At 66.3% G+C, this 16,460-nt stretch carries 16 protein-coding genes and 1 tRNA gene; 11 read left to right on the top strand and 6 right to left on the bottom strand.

Translation table 11 applies throughout. From position 1 onward, the window contains the following. Window positions 1–14: 14 nt before the first annotated feature. On the bottom strand, window positions 15–218 hold the full coding sequence (locus tag IY716_RS00175) for a hypothetical protein (RefSeq protein WP_218219673.1): 204 nt from the start codon (window positions 216–218) through the stop codon (window positions 15–17). 127 nt (window positions 219–345) lie between these two features. On the opposite strand from IY716_RS00175, the gene IY716_RS00170 reads away from it, so the two are divergent. The 7 genes from IY716_RS00170 to IY716_RS13590 all read left to right on the top strand — a co-directional run bounded on the left by IY716_RS00170 (window position 346) and on the right by IY716_RS13590 (window position 7,327). Next, complete coding sequence (locus tag IY716_RS00170) at window positions 346–1,053, top strand: NUDIX domain-containing protein (RefSeq protein ID WP_218219672.1); 708 nt, start codon at window positions 346–348, stop codon at window positions 1,051–1,053. Beyond that, window positions 1,050–2,327, top strand: a complete 1,278-nt coding sequence (nadA, locus tag IY716_RS00165) for a quinolinate synthase NadA (RefSeq protein ID WP_218219671.1) — start codon at window positions 1,050–1,052, stop codon at window positions 2,325–2,327. The genes IY716_RS00170 and nadA overlap by 4 nt, the downstream gene beginning before the upstream one ends. Window positions 2,328–2,399: 72 nt before the next feature. After that, window positions 2,400–3,236, top strand: a complete 837-nt coding sequence (gene nadC / locus IY716_RS00160) for a carboxylating nicotinate-nucleotide diphosphorylase (RefSeq protein WP_218221305.1) — start codon at window positions 2,400–2,402, stop codon at window positions 3,234–3,236. Further along, window positions 3,233–4,351 carry a cysteine desulfurase family protein gene (locus tag IY716_RS00155; RefSeq protein WP_218219670.1) on the top strand — a complete coding sequence of 373 codons (1,119 nt, stop codon included), beginning with the start codon at window positions 3,233–3,235 and terminating at the stop codon, window positions 4,349–4,351. The genes nadC and IY716_RS00155 overlap by 4 nt, the downstream gene beginning before the upstream one ends. A gap of 82 nt (window positions 4,352–4,433) precedes the next feature. After that, window positions 4,434–5,471, top strand: coding sequence for an L-glyceraldehyde 3-phosphate reductase (gene mgrA, locus IY716_RS00150; protein WP_218219669.1), 1,038 nt, complete (start codon window positions 4,434–4,436; stop codon window positions 5,469–5,471). A gap of 166 nt (window positions 5,472–5,637) precedes the next feature. Continuing rightward, window positions 5,638–5,711, top strand: a tRNA-Pro gene (locus IY716_RS00145). Window positions 5,712–6,553: 842 nt separating this feature from the next. After that, complete coding sequence (locus IY716_RS13590; RefSeq protein ID WP_255316370.1) at window positions 6,554–7,327, top strand: Ltp family lipoprotein; 774 nt, start codon at window positions 6,554–6,556, stop codon at window positions 7,325–7,327. A 300-nt stretch (window positions 7,328–7,627) separates the two neighbouring features. Here the strand turns inward: IY716_RS13590 and IY716_RS00135 are convergent, their stop codons facing one another. Continuing rightward, window positions 7,628–7,879 (bottom strand): DUF4287 domain-containing protein, encoded by a 252-nt coding sequence (locus IY716_RS00135; RefSeq protein WP_218219668.1) that lies wholly within the window; start codon window positions 7,877–7,879, stop codon window positions 7,628–7,630. A gap of 241 nt (window positions 7,880–8,120) precedes the next feature. Between IY716_RS00135 and IY716_RS00130 the strand changes: the two genes are divergently transcribed. From IY716_RS00130 to IY716_RS00115, 4 genes are all read left to right on the top strand, one after another. Next, the gene (locus IY716_RS00130; protein WP_218219667.1) at window positions 8,121–9,125 is read left to right on the top strand and encodes an ATP-binding cassette domain-containing protein; all 1,005 of its coding nucleotides are present in this window, start codon (window positions 8,121–8,123) and stop codon (window positions 9,123–9,125) included. After that, window positions 9,122–9,937, top strand: coding sequence for an ABC transporter permease (locus IY716_RS00125; RefSeq protein WP_218219666.1), 816 nt, complete (start codon window positions 9,122–9,124; stop codon window positions 9,935–9,937). Before IY716_RS00130 ends, IY716_RS00125 begins: the two co-directional genes overlap by 4 nt. Before the next feature lie 130 nt (window positions 9,938–10,067). Next, window positions 10,068–10,598, top strand: coding sequence for an acyl-CoA thioesterase (locus tag IY716_RS00120; RefSeq protein WP_218219665.1), 531 nt, complete (start codon window positions 10,068–10,070; stop codon window positions 10,596–10,598). 95 nt (window positions 10,599–10,693) lie between these two features. Continuing rightward, window positions 10,694–11,992, top strand: coding sequence for a serine hydrolase (locus IY716_RS00115; protein WP_218219664.1), 1,299 nt, complete (start codon window positions 10,694–10,696; stop codon window positions 11,990–11,992). Window positions 11,993–12,020: 28 nt separating this feature from the next. Here IY716_RS00115 and der read toward each other — a convergent pair whose 3' ends face one another. From der to IY716_RS00095, 4 genes are read right to left on the bottom strand one after another with little or no spacing between them, the layout of a single operon-like run. Then, a complete protein-coding gene (gene der / locus IY716_RS00110) occupies window positions 12,021–13,517 on the bottom strand; it encodes a ribosome biogenesis GTPase Der (protein WP_369699659.1) in 1,497 nt (498 codons plus the stop codon). A 28-nt stretch (window positions 13,518–13,545) separates the two neighbouring features. Continuing rightward, complete coding sequence (gene cmk, locus IY716_RS00105; protein WP_218219662.1) at window positions 13,546–14,283, bottom strand: (d)CMP kinase; 738 nt, start codon at window positions 14,281–14,283, stop codon at window positions 13,546–13,548. Then, window positions 14,262–15,431, bottom strand: a complete 1,170-nt coding sequence (locus tag IY716_RS00100; RefSeq protein WP_218219661.1) for a prephenate dehydrogenase — start codon at window positions 15,429–15,431, stop codon at window positions 14,262–14,264. Before IY716_RS00100 ends, cmk begins: the two co-directional genes overlap by 22 nt. Continuing rightward, entirely contained in the window at window positions 15,428–16,432 is a 1,005-nt protein-coding gene (locus tag IY716_RS00095; protein ID WP_255316368.1) for a pseudouridine synthase, read from the bottom strand. The genes IY716_RS00100 and IY716_RS00095 overlap by 4 nt, the downstream gene beginning before the upstream one ends. Between the last annotated feature and the right edge of the window lie 28 nt (window positions 16,433–16,460).

The following is a 16,460-nucleotide window of genomic DNA, read 5'->3' as shown; positions in this document are numbered from 1 at the left end:
TGCACGAGGCGTGGCTACTCGGCGGCGCGGACCGAATCGGAGGGGCCACGACGGGTCCGGTCCGCCGTCAAGCGCGAGATGTCCCAGGTGACCAGCAGCGAGAGAGCCACCGCAACGAGCCAACGCAGCAGCATCGGCATCTCGGTGTTCACGTCCAGCAGGATGTTGACGGTGAGCGCCACGAGCACGCTGGTGACGACTGTCAGGGATTCGCGCATGGACCCATGTTCTCAGGTGCCATCGAGGGCGCGGATCAGCCCCGCGACGGATCTCTCCGACCCCTTCAGGTTGACGTGACCTTATGAACGGGACCATAGTGTCACTGTCACCTTAAGGATGTGAGTCATGGCCGCGCCGTCGAACCTGCAGATCGAACTCGCCGTGAGCACGGTCGTCTTCGCCTTGCGCCCCCATCCCGAAACGGGCGAACTGACCCTCTGGCTGCCCCTGGTGCGGCGCATCCGCAAGCCCTTTCTCGGCCAGTGGGCCCTTCCCGGCGGGCCTCTGGAGCCTGATCAGGACCTGGTCAGCTCGGCTCGCGCCACTCTTCTGGACACCACTGGCCTCGCCCCCCGGCACCTGGAGCAGCTCTACGCCTTCGGCAATGTGGACCGCTCCCCCGCCACCACGCGGGTAGTCTCCATCGTCTACTGGGCGCTGGTCCGCGCGGATGAGGACACCGCCGCAGTGGAGGGCGAGAACCTTCAATGGTTCCCGGCCGATGACATCGCCGAGGAGGCCGGAGTTCTGGCCTTCGATCACGGCGTGATCCTGGCCTACGCACTGGACCGGCTGCGCGCAAAGGTCACCTACTCCCCCATCGCTCATGCCTTCCTCCCGGAGCGCTTCCCGCTGGCCGAGCTGCGCCGGGTCTATGAAGCGATCCTGAACCGGGCGCTGGATCCTTCGAACTTCCGCCGGCAGATCCTCGCGCAGGGAACCGTGGAGGACACCGGCGAGCGGATGACCGGCACCGCGCACCGCCCGCCCAAGCTCTACCGCTCCACCCCGCACAGCCCCCGCTACACCCTCACCATCCAGGAGACGCCATGACCGCCTCGGTCAACGACCTGATCACCCTGACCCCGAAGGACAGCTGCAACACCAAGCTGGCCGCCGGACCCTGGGACTTCGACACCGTGCCCGGATACGGACCTGGCTCCTCGCAGGCGGACCAGCTTCCGGATCCAGTCTCCCGGCCGGGGCAGCTGCCCGAGCGCTACCAGCTGATGAGCGACACCGAACTGGATGAGCGGATCATCAGCGCCAAGACCACGCTCGGGGACGAGCTGGTCATCCTCGGCCACTTCTACCAGCGCGATGAGGTCGTGAAGTACGCAGACTTCGTGGGCGACTCCTTCCAGCTGGCCAATGCCGCGCTGAGCAGGCCGCAGGCGAAGACCATCGTCTTCTGTGGGGTGCACTTCATGGCCGAGACTGCCGACATCCTCTCCGACGCGGACCAGTCGGTGATCCTGCCCAACCTCGCCGCCGGCTGTTCCATGGCCGATATGGCCGATGAGTCCTCGGTGGAGACCGCCTGGGAGGAGATCTGCGAGACCTACGGCGTGGACCCAGAGAACACCGCTCCCGACGCCGAGGGCAAGCTGCCCATCCTTCCGGTGACCTATATGAATTCCTCCGCCGCGCTGAAGGCCTTCTGCGGTCGCCACGGTGGGATCGTCTGCACCTCGTCGAATGCCGCCACTGTGCTGGAATGGGCTTTCGAGCGCGCTCACCGGGTGCTCTTCTTCCCGGACCAGCACCTGGGACGCAACACCGCCAAGGCTATGGGGGTGCCGCTGGAGCAGATGCCGATGTGGAACCCGCGCAAGCCCCTCGGCGGGAACACCGCGGAGCAGCTGCGCGAGGCGAAGGTCCTGCTCTGGCACGGCTTCTGCTCGGTGCACCGGCGCTTCAGCGTGGACCAGATCACCCAGGCGCGGGCGGCGAATCCGCAGGTGAAGATCATCGTGCACCCGGAGTGCCCGATGGAAGTGGTCGATGCCGCCGATGCATCCGGTTCCACCGACGCGATCCAGAAGTTCATCGCCGCCTCCTCCCCTGGTGACAGCATCGGGATCGGCACCGAGATCAACATGGTCAACCGGCTCGCCGCCCAGTACCCGGACCGCAGCATCTACTGCCTGGACCCGGTGATCTGCCCCTGTTCCACCATGTACCGCATCCACCCGAGCTACCTCGCCTGGGTGCTGGAAGAACTTGTCGAGGGACGCGTGAACAACCAGATCAGCGTGGATCCGATCGCCTCCAGCCACGCGAAGATCGCGCTGGACCGGATGCTCGCCGCGAAGCCGAAAGCCTGAAGGGACACCGTGGACACTCAGCTCTCAGCCCGTGAGATCGATGCGGTCATCACCCTCGCCCTGGCCGAAGACATGCCCTTCGGTGATCTCACCAGCACCGCCTTCGTTCCCGCCGATGCCACCGCCCACGCCCAGCTGGTGGCGCGGGAGCCCGGTGTCCTGGCCGGCGGTGAGATCTTCGCCCGAACCTTCGCCGCGGTGGATCCCGACGTCGTCGTGAGTCTTGCGACCGACGACGGCGCACGGTTCGGCCCCGGGGATGTCCTGGCCACGGTGCAGGGCCCCGCGCGGGCGGTCCTCGGTGCGGAACGAGTGGCGCTGAACCTGATCCAGCGGCTCTCCGGGGTGGCGACGCTGACCAGTCAATACGTTGCCGCCGTGGCGGGAAACCGGGTGCGGGTCACGGACACCCGCAAGACGACTCCGGGACTGCGCGCGCTGGAGCGCTACGCGGTGCGCTGCGGGGGCGGGAAAAACCACCGGTTCTCCCTCTCGGACGCCGTCATGGCCAAGGACAACCACCTGGCGCTGGTGGGCAGCTCCCCGGAGGCGCTGACTGCGTCGATCAAGGCTGCCCGCGAGCGCCTGCCGCACACCACCCATATTGAGGTGGAAGTGGACCGAGTCGCGCAGATCGACGCGGTGCTGGCCGGCGGCGCGGACACGATCATGTTGGACAACTTCACGCTCGAGGACCTGCGTCGCGGAGTGGAGCTCATCGACGGGCGGGCCCTGGTGGAGGCCTCCGGCGGGGTGAGCCTGGAGACCATCGGGGCGATCGCTGCCACCGGGGTGGACATCATCAGCGTAGGCGCGCTGACCCACGCCGCACGAGCGCTGGACTTGGGTTTGGACATGGGCCTGGAAATGCACGTTAGTCCTACAGGTCAGGAGTCATCCGGCTCATGATCTATCTGGATGAGTCCGCCTCGGCTCCGGTGCGCCGCGAGGTGCTCGAGGCTATGTGGCCACATCTCACCGGCTGCGCCAATCCCTCCAGCGTGCACGAGCCCGGGGCGGTCGCCTCCCGGGCACTGGAAGCTGCCCGCGCCGAGGTCGCCGAACACCTCAACGCCCGCCCGGCCGAGATCATCTTCACCTCCGGTGGCACAGAGTCAGACAATGCCGCGGTGAAAGGCATCGCGCTCGCAGACCCCCGAGGGCGGCACGTGCTGATCTCCGCGCTGGAGCACCCGGCGGTGAGCGAGTCAGCTGCCTGGTTGGGCCGGCTGGGCTACAAGGTGGAGACGGTCCCGGTGGCCCGGGACGGGGTCGTCTCCCCCGCAGCGCTCGCGGAACGGCTGCGCGAGGACACCACCCTCGTCTCCATCCACTACGCCAACAACGAGGTCGGCACGGTCCAGGACGTCGGGGCCCTGGCGGCACTGTGCTCGGAACGGCGCATTCCGTTGCACACCGACGCGGTGCAGGCCGCGGGCACGCTCTCCCTGGATGTGCAGACACTCGGGGTCAATGCGATGAGTCTTGCCGGTCACAAGCTCGGTACACCCAAGGGCATCGGCGTGCTGTACCTGCGCCGTCGGACGCCTTTTGAGCCGCTGATCCATGGTGGTGGGCAGCAGCGGGACCTGCGCTCCGGCACCGAGAACGTGGCAGGAGCCGTGGGAATGGCCACGGCCCTGCGCCTGGCTGCTGCCGCGGATGTGACGGCGCTGGTGCGGAAGCGTGATGGATTCATCGCGGCGGTGGAATCGGGCGTCCCCGGTGCTCGTCTGACCGGTCACCGGTCCCAGCGGCTGGCGGGGCATGCATCGTTCGTGCTGCCGGGACGCAGCGGGGAGTCCACGCTGCTGGATCTGGAGCGGCAGGGCATCTTCTGCTCCTCAGGTTCGGCCTGCGCGGCAGGGTCCAGCGAGCCGAGACCGGCGCTGCGCGCCATGGGCTACGACGATGCTGAGGCTCAGACCGCGGTGCGGTTCAGCTTCGGCGAGGCGGTCAGTGCTGACGAACTGCAAGTCACGGCATCAGCTCTGGCTGGTCAGGGAGCCGCGGTAGAGGCGTAAGGTGATCGAGGGCCTGCCTCCTGTGTTGACCGGCGGGCTTAGAGATTCTTGAACACCGATACCTCGAACACCAGGAGCCACCATGTACGTTCCCGCTGAAGACCGTTACGACAACGCGGAGTACCGCCGCGTGGGCCGCTCCGGCCTGGTGCTCCCCCCGCTATCCCTGGGGCTGTGGCACAACTTTGGTGATGACTTTGCCCTGGAGAATCAGCGCGAGATCATCCACACGGCGTTCGACCACGGGATCACCCACTTTGATCTGGCGAACAACTACGGGCCGCCTCCAGGCTCGGCGGAGATCAACTTCGGCCGGATCCTGCGCGAGGACTTCGCGGGGCTGCGCGATGAGCTGATCATCTCGACGAAGGCTGGCTGGACGATGTGGCCCGGGCCCTACGGTGGCCCTACCGGCAGCCGGAAGCACCTGCTCTCCAGCCTGGATCAGTCGCTGAGCCGCATGGGCCTGGACCACGTGGACATCTTCTACTCCCACCGTCCCGATGCAGACACCCCGCTGGAGGAGACCATGTCCGCGCTGGACGCGGCCGTCCGTTCCGGCAAAGCGCTCTACGCAGGCATCTCCTCCTACTCCGCGGAGGACACCCGCAAGGCAGCGGCGATCCTGAAGGACCTGGGTACCCCGCTGCTGATCCATCAGCCCTCCTACTCGATGCTCAACCGCTGGATCGAGACCGAGGGCCTTCTCGACGCGGTTGAGGAAGTGGGCGCAGGAGTCATCGGCTTCAGCGCGCTGGCGCAGGGAATGCTGACCGATAAGTACCTCAACGGAATCCCGTCGGATTCTCGGGCCGCCACCAAGGGGTCCTTCCGCGATGACTTCCTCAGCGAGGAGAACCTCCAGCACATCCGCGCGCTCAATGACATCGCCTCTGCTCGTGGTCAGAGCCTCGCTCAGATGGCGTTGGCCTGGGCACTGCGTGATGAACGGGTGACCTCCCTGGTGATCGGCGCCAGCCGCGCCGAGCAGCTCAAGAGCAACCTTGCAGCGCTGGAACAGCGCAGCTTCTCGCAGGATGAGCTCGACGCGATCGATAAGCACGCGGTTGATGGCGGCATCGACATCTGGGGATCGGCGCGCAAGAGCACCTCGAGCTGATGTCTTGCTGAGGCCGGATCGGTGGGTGGGGTGCTTCGTAGTCTGCGCCCCGCCCGCTGGTCCGCTCCAGGGCTGCCTGCCTGCAGTGCCCGAGGTCGATGCGGCTTCGAGACAGATCATGCGGTAGACTTTCCTGGTGCTTCCGGCGGCTTCGCTGGAAGGATTTCGGGCTATAGCGCAGCTTGGTAGCGCGTCCGTCTGGGGGACGGAAGGTCGTGGGTTCAAATCCCGCTAGCCCGACATACACGAAGAGCCTCGGTTTCCTTTCGCAGTAAGGGAAGCCGGGGTTTTTTGCTTGTCACGAGCTGGACCCCGTCGACGCAGTTCGGAACTCCGCCTCCCGAACGTCTATCGTCGGTGTGCTTGCCGTGACGCGCTAGATCCGCTGCGTGGCGGCCAGCACGATCGAGCTTTTCCGGCTGAAGCTTCCCATACTCCTGTGAGGCTCGGTGATTCTTCCACGGATGGACCCAGTCAACGCTGGCGCACCTTCGGTGCGCCCGCCCAACAAGGGTAAAGACACTCCGTCTAGAAGACAGGCGAAGGACGCTCATCAGCCAACCCGGGCGGGGCTGACAGGACACCTACGATCCCTTCTGGACACAAAGAGCCTCCCACGGGAGGACGGCGGCACCTCGAGTCGACCATCGACAACTCGAACGCGAATCCGTCCGCGTCAAAATTCTGGTCGTTCTGCATGATCAACCCAACGGTGAATGACGCAGTGACGCCAACTTTGGGGTATCTCCCGAACAGGCTTAGGTTTCAGTCAACCATGTTCACCTTTCCAGCAGCGTCGGTCGAAAAATAGACGGCGAGGAATACGAGAACGCTGGCGAAGTCTGATACGTGAATCATGCATACAGGACCGACGCATTCAACCAATAATTCTGACCCCTATGACGCGGACAGACTAATTCCATCTGCAATTCCACTCACGCCGAACTGCCTCGATTTACTAGCCTGCATATACTCCCCACCATTGGGGGACCTGCTGAGGTAAGTAGGAAGATAACTGTCAATGCTGACATGCTCGAGATCTGCAACTAAGCTATAACCTCACTCGCATCCGAAAGGAAAACATGAGCACCCCTACACATGAATACCCGAACTACGGGGCACAACCACCCCAAACCTCGCCGAAGAAGGGCCTCGGCATCGCCGCAATGGTCCTCGGCATTGTCGCAATCGTATTAGCCTTTGTTCCCGTTATTGCCGCGGCTAGCTTCCTCCTTGGTCCGCTGGCCGTAATCCTGGGCATCGTCGCTTTCGCCAAGCACCGCGGGCGTGGACAGGGCATCACCGGCATCATCACGGGCGCGATCGGATTCGTCGTCGCCATCATTGGATTCGCTATCGCAGGCGCTTTGTTCAGTGCTGTAGACGAAGAGATGCAGAACCAGGAAGCTTCAAACGCCGAGCAGACGGAGAGCTCCTCGGAATCTGAAGAGTCTCCCGCTGCCGAACCGTCTGAAAGTGCAGCAGAGGAAGAGCCCGAGGCTGTCGAGGCAGAAGCCGATCGGACCGAAGAAGATCTGGCAGAAGAGGTCGAAGAAGAAACTCCGGAGACCAGCAGCGGCCAGGACAACGCTCTCGCTTCTGCCGAGTCGTACCTCAGCTTCTCTGGCTTCTCTCGCTCGGGCCTCGTTGAACAACTCGAGTTTGAAGGTTACTCCACCGAAGAAGCTGAGTACGCGGTGGAAAATGTGGACGCGGACTGGAATGAGCAGGCCGTACGCTCGGCAGAGTCGTACCTGGAATACAGCTCGTTCTCGCTCCAGGGCTTGATCGACCAGCTGGTGTTCGAGGGTTACACGCAGGAACAGGCCGAATACGGAGCTAACCAGGCGTACTGATTAGCTGCAACGTTCGTTGCCCCGTCCGGTCATCCACTGGACGGGGCTTTCTGCTGCGAGCTCGTGTCGCCTAAGGCAACGCCACCTCGCGACGTGCCGAGATACACGGGGCACCTGGAGCGTGTCCGAACCCGAAAGCGCTTGCCTTTCTATGCCGCTAATTCCCTCTATCGGCGAGGAAGTAGAGGATCCAAAGGGTATTCCGTTTCGGAGAGCTCGAATCCCACTGGCCCGACCAAACTCTGACAGTTTCCAACGAATAAGACCTCGGACCTCTCGGTTCGGGGTGCTTTTGTCTTTCTACTCCGCAAGCTTCGCCTTCACGTAGGCGACGATCGCGTTCGCGTGCCCGTGTCCGAGCTGATGTTTTTCCTTGAGGTGATTCACCGTCTCCATATGGGACAGCCCGCTGTCCAGCAGCTGCACAGTCAGGTCGATCCAGTGCTGCATGGGTTTGCCGTACTTTTCCTCGATGCTGGGGAAATAGGACGCTGGCCCTTTGGGCTTCTCCGTCGCACTGATCTGCGGTGCGGTGACGCGACTCTGGCTCATGAGGAAATTATGGATCGTCGTAGGTGCCGACGCCAGTGTCCCGTTGCGCCACCACCAGAGAATCTCCTGCGCACTCGGCTGCCAAAGGCACATGGCGTCGGAATACGATGCGCCTGACCGGCCCACCGGCATTGCCGGGCGATTCACCGCGCTTCTATTCTTAGCCATCCGAAGACTTGGGCGCCGCGCAGAATCAACGTTGCCTGGCACACGACTCGTTGCGTTCTGGAAGGACACGATCATGGCGTCGAGCGAGACAGCAATCAGCGCGGAAGGTGTGGAGCGACGCTTCGGGGACCTGGCCGCCGTCGACGGTGTCAGCCTGGAGGTGAAGACCGGCGAGATCTATGGCTTCCTCGGTCCCAACGGCGCCGGCAAGTCCACGCTGACCCGTGTGCTCTGCACCCTGCTGAAACCCTCCGCCGGTCACGCGAGCGTGGCGGGATACGACGTCGAGACCCAGCCCGGTGAGGTGCGACTGCGCGCCGGCGTCGCCCTCCAGGAGGCCGCTCTTGACGATAAGCAGACCGGGGCAGAGATGCTCTCACTGCAGGGCCGCTTCTACGGACTCTCTGCGAAGGCCACGAAGGCACGGGTGAATCAGCTCGTCGAACTGGTGGACATCGGAGACGCCTTGGACCGCCGGATCGGCACATACTCGGGCGGCATGAAGCGTCGCCTGGACCTCGCACTGGCGCTGGTCCATGATCCCCAGGTCCTCTTCCTCGACGAGCCGACCACCGGGCTGGATCCGGTGAGCCGGGCGAATGTCTGGCAGGAGGTGCGCCGGTTGAACGATGACCTTGGGATGACGGTCTTCCTCACCACTCAGTACCTCGAGGAGGCCGATGAGCTCGCCGATCGAGTGGGCATCATCAACCAGGGACAGCTGGTCGCCGAAGGAACTCCGACCGAGCTCAAGCGGCTGATCGGCACGGATGTCGTGATTGTGACCGTGGAGGGCGACCCCGCCCGGACTCGAGACGCACTGGAGCCGCTGCCGATGGTGGAGCGCGTCGAGGCGAACGGGCCCTCGCTGACATTGAGCGTGTCCGACGGCCCCTCGGCCATCAGCCCGATCGCCGTGGCTCTCGCTCAGGTGCCCGAGATCGACGTCATCGAGCTCTCCCTGCGCCGCCCCTCCCTCGACGATGTCTTCTTCTCCGTCACCGGGGAGCGCATCACCGATTCCAGCGCGTTCATGGCCAGCGCCTCCGCCTCGCAGAACCCCCAGGAGCAGAAGTGACCTCATCAACCACTGCCCCAGCTCCCCCGGTCTCTCGGATCGAACCGAAGAGTGCCGGATTCCTCCGCGACCTCACCTCCGTGGCGTACCGGGCGCTGCGCGCGATCCCCCGAGATCCGGCGGCGGTGATCCCCGCGCTGATCATCCCATTGTTCTTCTTCGTGGTGAACATCGGCGCCCTGGAATCGGTGGCCGAGGGCATCGGAGTCGAGGACTTCCGTGCCTTCCAGCTTCCCGTGGCTATCGTCTTCGCCGTCACAGGCGTCTCCCGGGCGAGCGACCTGGTCACCGATATCAGCAGCGGCTATTTCGACCGGCTGCTGCTGACCCCGATGAGCCGGACCGCCCTGCTCCTGGGGCTGATGGTGGCAGACCTCGCACTGGTCATGGCGCTCTGCGTCCCGGTGCTGATCCTGGGATTCCTGGTGGGAGTCGAATTCGCGACCGGTGTGCTCGGCGCCCTCGCCTTCGTCCTCCTCGGCGGGCTCTGGGGGCTGGCCTTCACAGGCTTTCCCTACGCCATCGCGCTGCGCACGGGCAGCCCCGCTGCGGTGAACTCCTCGTTCCTGCTGTTCTTCCCTTTCGCCTTCCTGACCACCTCCTTCCTTCCCCTGGAAGCGCTGACCGGGTGGCTCGCCGCGATCGCCGACTACAACCCGATCACCTACCTGCTGGCGGCGCTGCGATCGCTGCTCTCGGAGGGGTGGATCTGGGAGGACCTCTGGCCGGGGCTTCTGGCGATCCTGATCGTGGGCGCGCTGAGCTTCACGCTCGCGTTCGGAGCTCTGCGTGGAAGGGTCTCCCGCGGCTGAGCGTCCTCCCCCGCTCCCCCAGCGTTTTACCTCCCCGTCCATGCTCTACCCACCCGACGGTAGGCCGGGTAGGCCACATAGGACGGGGTAAAACGCGGAGGTGTGGGGGTGGGTGGGTAGGCTGGCGGGCATGACCGACGCCACATCCGGGACCACCTCGCACGCTTCCCCCAACGCAGCGGCATCCACCGAGACGCCCGCCCCGCGATTGCGCACTCGAGTCCCTCTGCGCTGGGGTGACATGGACGCCTACGGGCACATCAACAACGTGGAGGTCGTCCGGCTGCTCGAGGAAGCTCGCGTGCGGGCCTTCGGTGCACCGGCGAACACCGGATACCCAGTCGGCGAGCCGCTCTCCCCGCTGTTCAACGAACTGCCCGAGGGCGCGCAGGCGCTCGTCGTCGAACATCGGGTGCGGTATCTGTCCAGTCTGGAGTACCGGGACGTGCCGGCGGAGATCGACGTCTGGGTCACCACACTCAAGGGCGCCGGTCTGACGCTGGCCTATGAGGTCCGCGACGGGGTCGACGGCACCCGCTGCGTCCTTGCAGAAACCCAGCTGGCCTTTCTCGACGCGCCCACCGGGAGACTGCTGCGGCTGACCTCTCTCCAGCGCGACCGCGCCACGGCGTTCCTGGCGGACTCGCCCTTCCGACGCTGAGGACACGCGCGCGGACATCGCCCTGATCAGCCGTTTTCCCCGTCCTGGCATGCAAATCCCGAACCGAACACCGATGCCTCGATACGATCAGAGAGATGCTTCCCCGCGAAAACCTTCCCCTTCGCGGTCAGGAGGCCAGGCCTGCACGGCGCCGTCCCGCGTCCCGAGCACTCGGTCTTGCCACTGCCGCACTGCTGCTCACCTCATGCAGCCCTGCCGTTTTCCAGCCCGCCCCGGTGCAGGCCCACGGGATGGAGGCCGCACCCGCGCTCGCCCGCTCCGCAGAGGGCGGTGAGCCGCCCGGAAGCGTGACAGAGCCCAAGGACGACGACGCCGCGCGCTCTCCTGCTCCTGAGGCGGAACCCGACACTGCCGCCGAAGACCAGGACGATGACGAAGACGAAGACCCCGCCGCAGCACAGGCGCCCCTCCCTGCACTCGCTGCCGAAGTGAAAGCTGCCCGGGACGCCCAGCGCGAGGCAGTCGCCGAGGGTGCTGCGGCCCTCGCGGAGGCTCGTGAGGCGCACCTGCAGGAGCTCGCGGCAGAGCAGGAGCGGCTCGCCCAGGAGGAGGCCGAAGCCGAGGCGGAGCTCGAACGGCAGCGCCAGGAGCAGGAGGCGGCCGACGAAGCCGCCGAGGAAGAAGCTGAAGCCGAACAGGACTCCTCCCCCGAGCCCACCCCGCAGCAGCCAACCCCGGATGCACCTGCAGACTCCACCTTCACCGGGGATCTCGATGCCTACCTGGCCGACCTTGCCAGCTCGCATTCCGGGGACATCTCGATCAGCCTCACCGAGATCGGCGGACAGGGCCGCAGCGCCTCGACCGGTGGTGGCGAATCACGGGTCAGCGCCAGCACCTATAAGCTCTTCGTGGCCTACGGCATCCTGGACCGGGTCGAGTCCGGTGAGATGGACTGGGATGACACGGTCGACGGCGGCCGCGACCGCGCCACCTGCCTGACCGAGATGATCTCCGTGAGTGACAATCCCTGCGCGGATGTCTTCCGCGACGAGCTCGGCTGGCGCGGCCTGCGCGACATCGCCGCTGAGACCGGCGGACCGGCCACGGACTTCATCCCCGCCTACGCGCGCACCTCCGCCAATGACCTCACCGCGTTCCTCACCCGCCTCGAGACCGGCCAGCTGGGCCTGAGCGAAGACAGCCGCACCCGGCTGCTGGGCGCGCTGGGGAGCAACATCTTCCGCCAGGGCATCCCCTCCGGCAGCGCCGGCACGGTGCTGAACAAGGTCGGCTTCATCGAGGGCTACCTCAACGATGCCGCGATCGTGCGGCACCCGCAGGGCACCTACGTGCTCTCCATCATGTCCGAGGGCTCGGACTGGGAGGCCATCGCCTCGATCACCCGGAAGGTCGAGGCCGCCCTCTACTGAGCGGCCCCGCCGGCGGGTGGAGATCCAGTTATTTGCGCTTGCGCTTCTCCCGCACGCGCATGGAGACCTCGATCGGTGATCCGGTGAAGTCGAAGGTCTCGCGCAGCCGTCGGGTGATGAACCGGCGGTAGCCGGGATCCAGGAATCCGGTGGTGAAGAGCACGAAGCGCGGTGGCCGCGTGGAGGGCTGGGTGGCGAAGAGGATCCTAGGCTGCTTGCCGCCGCGCACCGGGTGCGGGGTGGCGGCGACCAGCTCGCCGAGGAAGGCGTTGAGCCGTCCCGTGGAGATGCGACGTCCCCAGCTGGCCAGCGAGGTCTCCAGCGCGGGCGCCAGCTTGTCCTTGTGCCAACCGGTCAGCGCGGAGACGTTGACCCGCGGTGCCCACGCGATGTGCGCCAGGTCCCGGGTGACCTCACGCTCGAGGTAGTAGCGGCGCTCCTCATCCATCAGGTCCCATTTGTTGTACGCCACCACCAGCGCGCGGCCGGAGTCCACAGCCATCTGGATGATGCGCACATCCTGTTCCGACACCGGCTCCTCGACGGAGAGCAGCACGACGGCGACCTCGGCCTTGTCCAGGGCGCGCTGGGTGCGCAGCATGGCGTAGTACTCGGAGCCCGATGCCATGTGCTGGCGACGGCGGATTCCCGCGGTGTCGACGAAGCGCCAGGTCTCCCCGCCGAGTTCGATGAACTCATCCACCGGGTCCATGGTGGTACCGGCCACGGCGTCCACGACCACGCGTTCGGATCCTGCGAGCTTGTTCAGCAGCGAGGACTTGCCCACATTGGGCCGTCCCACCAGCGCCACGCGGCGCGGGCCACCGGTGGGGATCATTCCACCATGCTCGGCGAACTCGGGAAGCGCCTTGACAGCGGCGTCGAGCAGGTCACCGGTGCCGGTGCCGTGCAGCGCGGAGACCGGGTAGGGCTCACCCAGCCCCAGGTTCCAGAGGCTGTAGACCTCACTCATCTGGGACGGGGCGTCGATCTTGTTGGCCACCAGCAGGACCGGCTTCTTCTTGCGCCGCAGCATCCGGACCACGGCTTCATCCACGGCCGTCGCTCCGACCAGGCCGTCGACCACGAAGACGACGGCGTCTGCCTCGTCCACCGCCATCTCGGCCTGTTCGGCCACACGCTTGTGCATGCCGCGAGCGTCCTGCTCCCAGCCGCCGGTGTCGACCAGGGTGAAGTCTTTGCCGTTCCACTCCGCGTCATAGGACACGCGGTCGCGGGTCACGCCTGGCACGTCCTCGACCACGGCCTCTTTGGAGCGGGTGATGCGGTTGACCAGGGTGGACTTGCCCACGTTCGGGCGACCGATCACTGCCAGGGCTGGCGGTGCGGCGACATAGGGCTCGAAGTCCTCGTCGTCCTCGTCGAACTCCAGGACGGCGGCGTCCTCTTCGGCCAGCTCATAGTCGGAGAGTCCGGCGCGCAGGGCCGCAGCCCGAGCCTGCGCCTCCTCCTCGGTGATCGCGGCGACGCGTTCGGCGAGCCGATCGTCCTCCACGGGCGGGATGTACTCCGCGGACTCGGGGGAATTGTTCTCAGCGTGATTCGCCACGGGATGCTCCTGCAGATGGTGTCGAGAGTGGTTCGGCGGAGGCCTGGTGCACGCGCTGGATCAGCGTGTCCACCGTCTCCTGAAAGGTCAGATCCGAGGAGTCCAGCACGGCTACGCCGTCGGCCGCCTCGGTGAAGTTGGATGCGGTGGAGTCGCGGGTGTCCCGGTCGATCACCTGGCGCTTGAGCGCCTCCGCCGTCTCGGTGCCACCCAGCTGCAGGCCGCGGCGGCGCAGCCGGGCCTCGGCGGAGGCGGTGAGCAGCACGCGCACCTGCGCGTCGGGTGCCACCACGGTGGTGATGTCGCGTCCCTCGGCCACGATGAAGCCGGACTCGTCGATGAGCCGGCGCTGCGCGGCGATCAGCAGCGCCCGTGCCGCGCGGTTGGTCGCGATCTCAGAGACCCGCTCGGAGATCCGGGTCTCACGGATGGCGCCGGTGACGTCGGTGCTTCCGACCATGATGAGCTGGTGCTCGGGATCGGTGGAGATCTTCAGCGGTAGCTCTTCCACCGCCACGGCCACGGCCTGCTCGTCGTCGAGGTCCACGCCTTGGGCCAGGCAGTACCAGGTGGCGGCGCGGTACATCGCCCCGGTGTCCAGGTAGGCAGCACCGAGCTGGCCCGCCACGGCGCGGCAGACGCTGGATTTCCCAGAGCCCGAGGGCCCGTCCACTGCGATGATCAGCCGCTGTCCATCACTCACGAGAGCACTACCTTCCATCCAAATTCAGTCATTGCTGCGGCGAGCTCGTCTCGCCGTCCTGGCAGCACGGAGAGCTCCACCATGCCGACCTGATGGCCGGCGGAATGCTCCATGCGCATGTCTTCAACGTTGACGCCCACACGTGCCACATCGTTGAGCACTGCGGCGATCTGTCCCGGCTTGTCATCGACGATCACGGTGAGCACCGCGAAGGACTGCGGCGGGGCGCCGTGCTTGCCGGGCACCCGGGCCACCCCGGCGTTGCCCTCGGCGATGAGCTGCGCGATGTCGGCCTGCCCGCCGGGGGCGCGAGGATCCTCCAATGTGCTGATCAGCCGTTCCACATCGTGGCGCAGTCCGTAGAGGATCTCCATCACGGGAGCGGCATTCGAGGAGAGGATCTGCACCCACAGCCCCGGGTCCGAGGCGGCGATGCGGGTGACATCGCGCAGCCCGTTGCCGGCCAGCGCGAGCGCAGAGGTGGGAGCGTCCTGCAGCCGGGAGGCCACCAGCGAGGCGGCGATCTGCGGCAGGTGGGATATCAGCGCCACCGACTGGTCATGGCGGGCGGGGTCCATATGGTGCACGGTGGCGCCGAGTCGGCGTCCGATCTCACCGGCCCAGTCCACCGCCTCGGGGGCGGAGAGCTGCTCGCCGGTGACCGGGTCCACGGCGGGGCAGACCACCCAGGGCATCGAGGTGAAGAGCTCGCCGCGGGCGGCGACTGGTCCCGATTTCTCCCGGCCCGCCATGGGATGGGTGCCGACATAGCGGCGCAGATCGTGGCGGGTGAGGGCGGCGTCGTCGTCCTGGGTCTGGGCCAGCAGCAGGTGCAGGATCTCTGCCTTGGTGGAGGCGATGTCCAGCACGACGGCGTCCGGGAAGCTGCGCAGCGCGGCTGCCACCTCCGCGGCCGTGGCCTCCGGCGGAGCGGCGACGATGACGATCTCGGGCGAGTCCTCGCCGTGTTCGGAGGACTCCAGCAGCCGACCGGCACCGATGTCGGCGGCGATGGCCTGCGCTGTGGCGGAGGGATCGGAGAGCAGCACCTCGTGGCCGTCGGCGCGCAGGCCGAGACCGATGCTTGTGCCCAGCAGTCCGGTGCCGCGGATGAGCACTGTCGGGGTGCTCCGCGCGCTGGCGGGAGGTGCGGTCAACAGGTTCATCCGGGCTGACCCCCGCTGTTCGGGTCAGCGGCGGACTCGCTGCCACTCGCTTTCGCGTTGTCGGGCGCGCTGCTGGTCAGATCCAGCAGGTGGCCGAGCTCGAAGCGGCCGAGTTCACGTACGGCGCCCTGCGGCTGGCCGCCGATGGTGAGCTCCCCGATGCCGGTGCGCACCAGGCGCAGCACGGGATGTCCCACGTGGTCGAAGATCCGCCGAACGATCCGGTTGCGTCCTGAGTGCAGGGTGACCTGGAGCATGGTGCGGCTGCCGTCGCTGCCGAGGTGCCGGAAGTCATCCACGGTGATCGGGCCGTCCTCGAGCTCGATCCCGGCGCGCAGCGTCTTGCCCACGGCCTTGGTCACCGGTCCGGCGACTTCGACGACGTAGGTCTTGGGGACCTCGTAGGAGGGGTGGGTGAGCCGGTTGGCCAGCTCGCCGTCGTTGGTGAGCAGCAGCAGGCCCTCGGTCTCGGCGTCCAGGCGTCCCACGTGGAAGAGCCGGGCGGCGATCATGTCCTCGGTGAGGAAGTCGTTGATGGAGGGCCGGCCCTGCGGGTCTGACATGGTGGTCACCACGCCGGCGGGCTTGTTGAACATGACGTACTGGTGCTCCACGTTGAGACTGACCCGCACGCCGTCCACGTGGATGGTCACCTCATCGGGCTTCACCCGGATGCCGGGCTCGATCACGGCCTTGCCGTCCACGGTGACCCGGCCCTCAGAGATCAATGCCTCGCAGACTCTCCGGGACGCGACGCCGGCCTGGGCCAGCACCTTCTGTAGCCGGATTCCTTCGGGATCATGCACGGCGGTGAAGTTCTCCTCGGCCTCGTCGCGGCGGGGTTTGGTGCGCGAGGCCCCGGTGGAGATCATGCGCTGGGGGTCCTCGGAGGAGAAGGGACCTCCCGATTGACCGGCCTTGGGGGTGCGCGCGGCTCGGGCAGCTCGGGGCTCTCGCGCCTGCGAACTGTCCGCGCGGCGGTCGGGGCCCGAAGAACTCATGGACTCCATTCTATGGGGAGTGTCCAAT

Origin of the sequence: Nesterenkonia sp. Act20, assembly GCF_019173455.1 — a bacterium.
Lineage (GTDB): Bacteria > Actinomycetota > Actinomycetes > Actinomycetales > Micrococcaceae > Nesterenkonia.
This window is presented reverse-complemented; position numbering and strand designations above follow the sequence as displayed.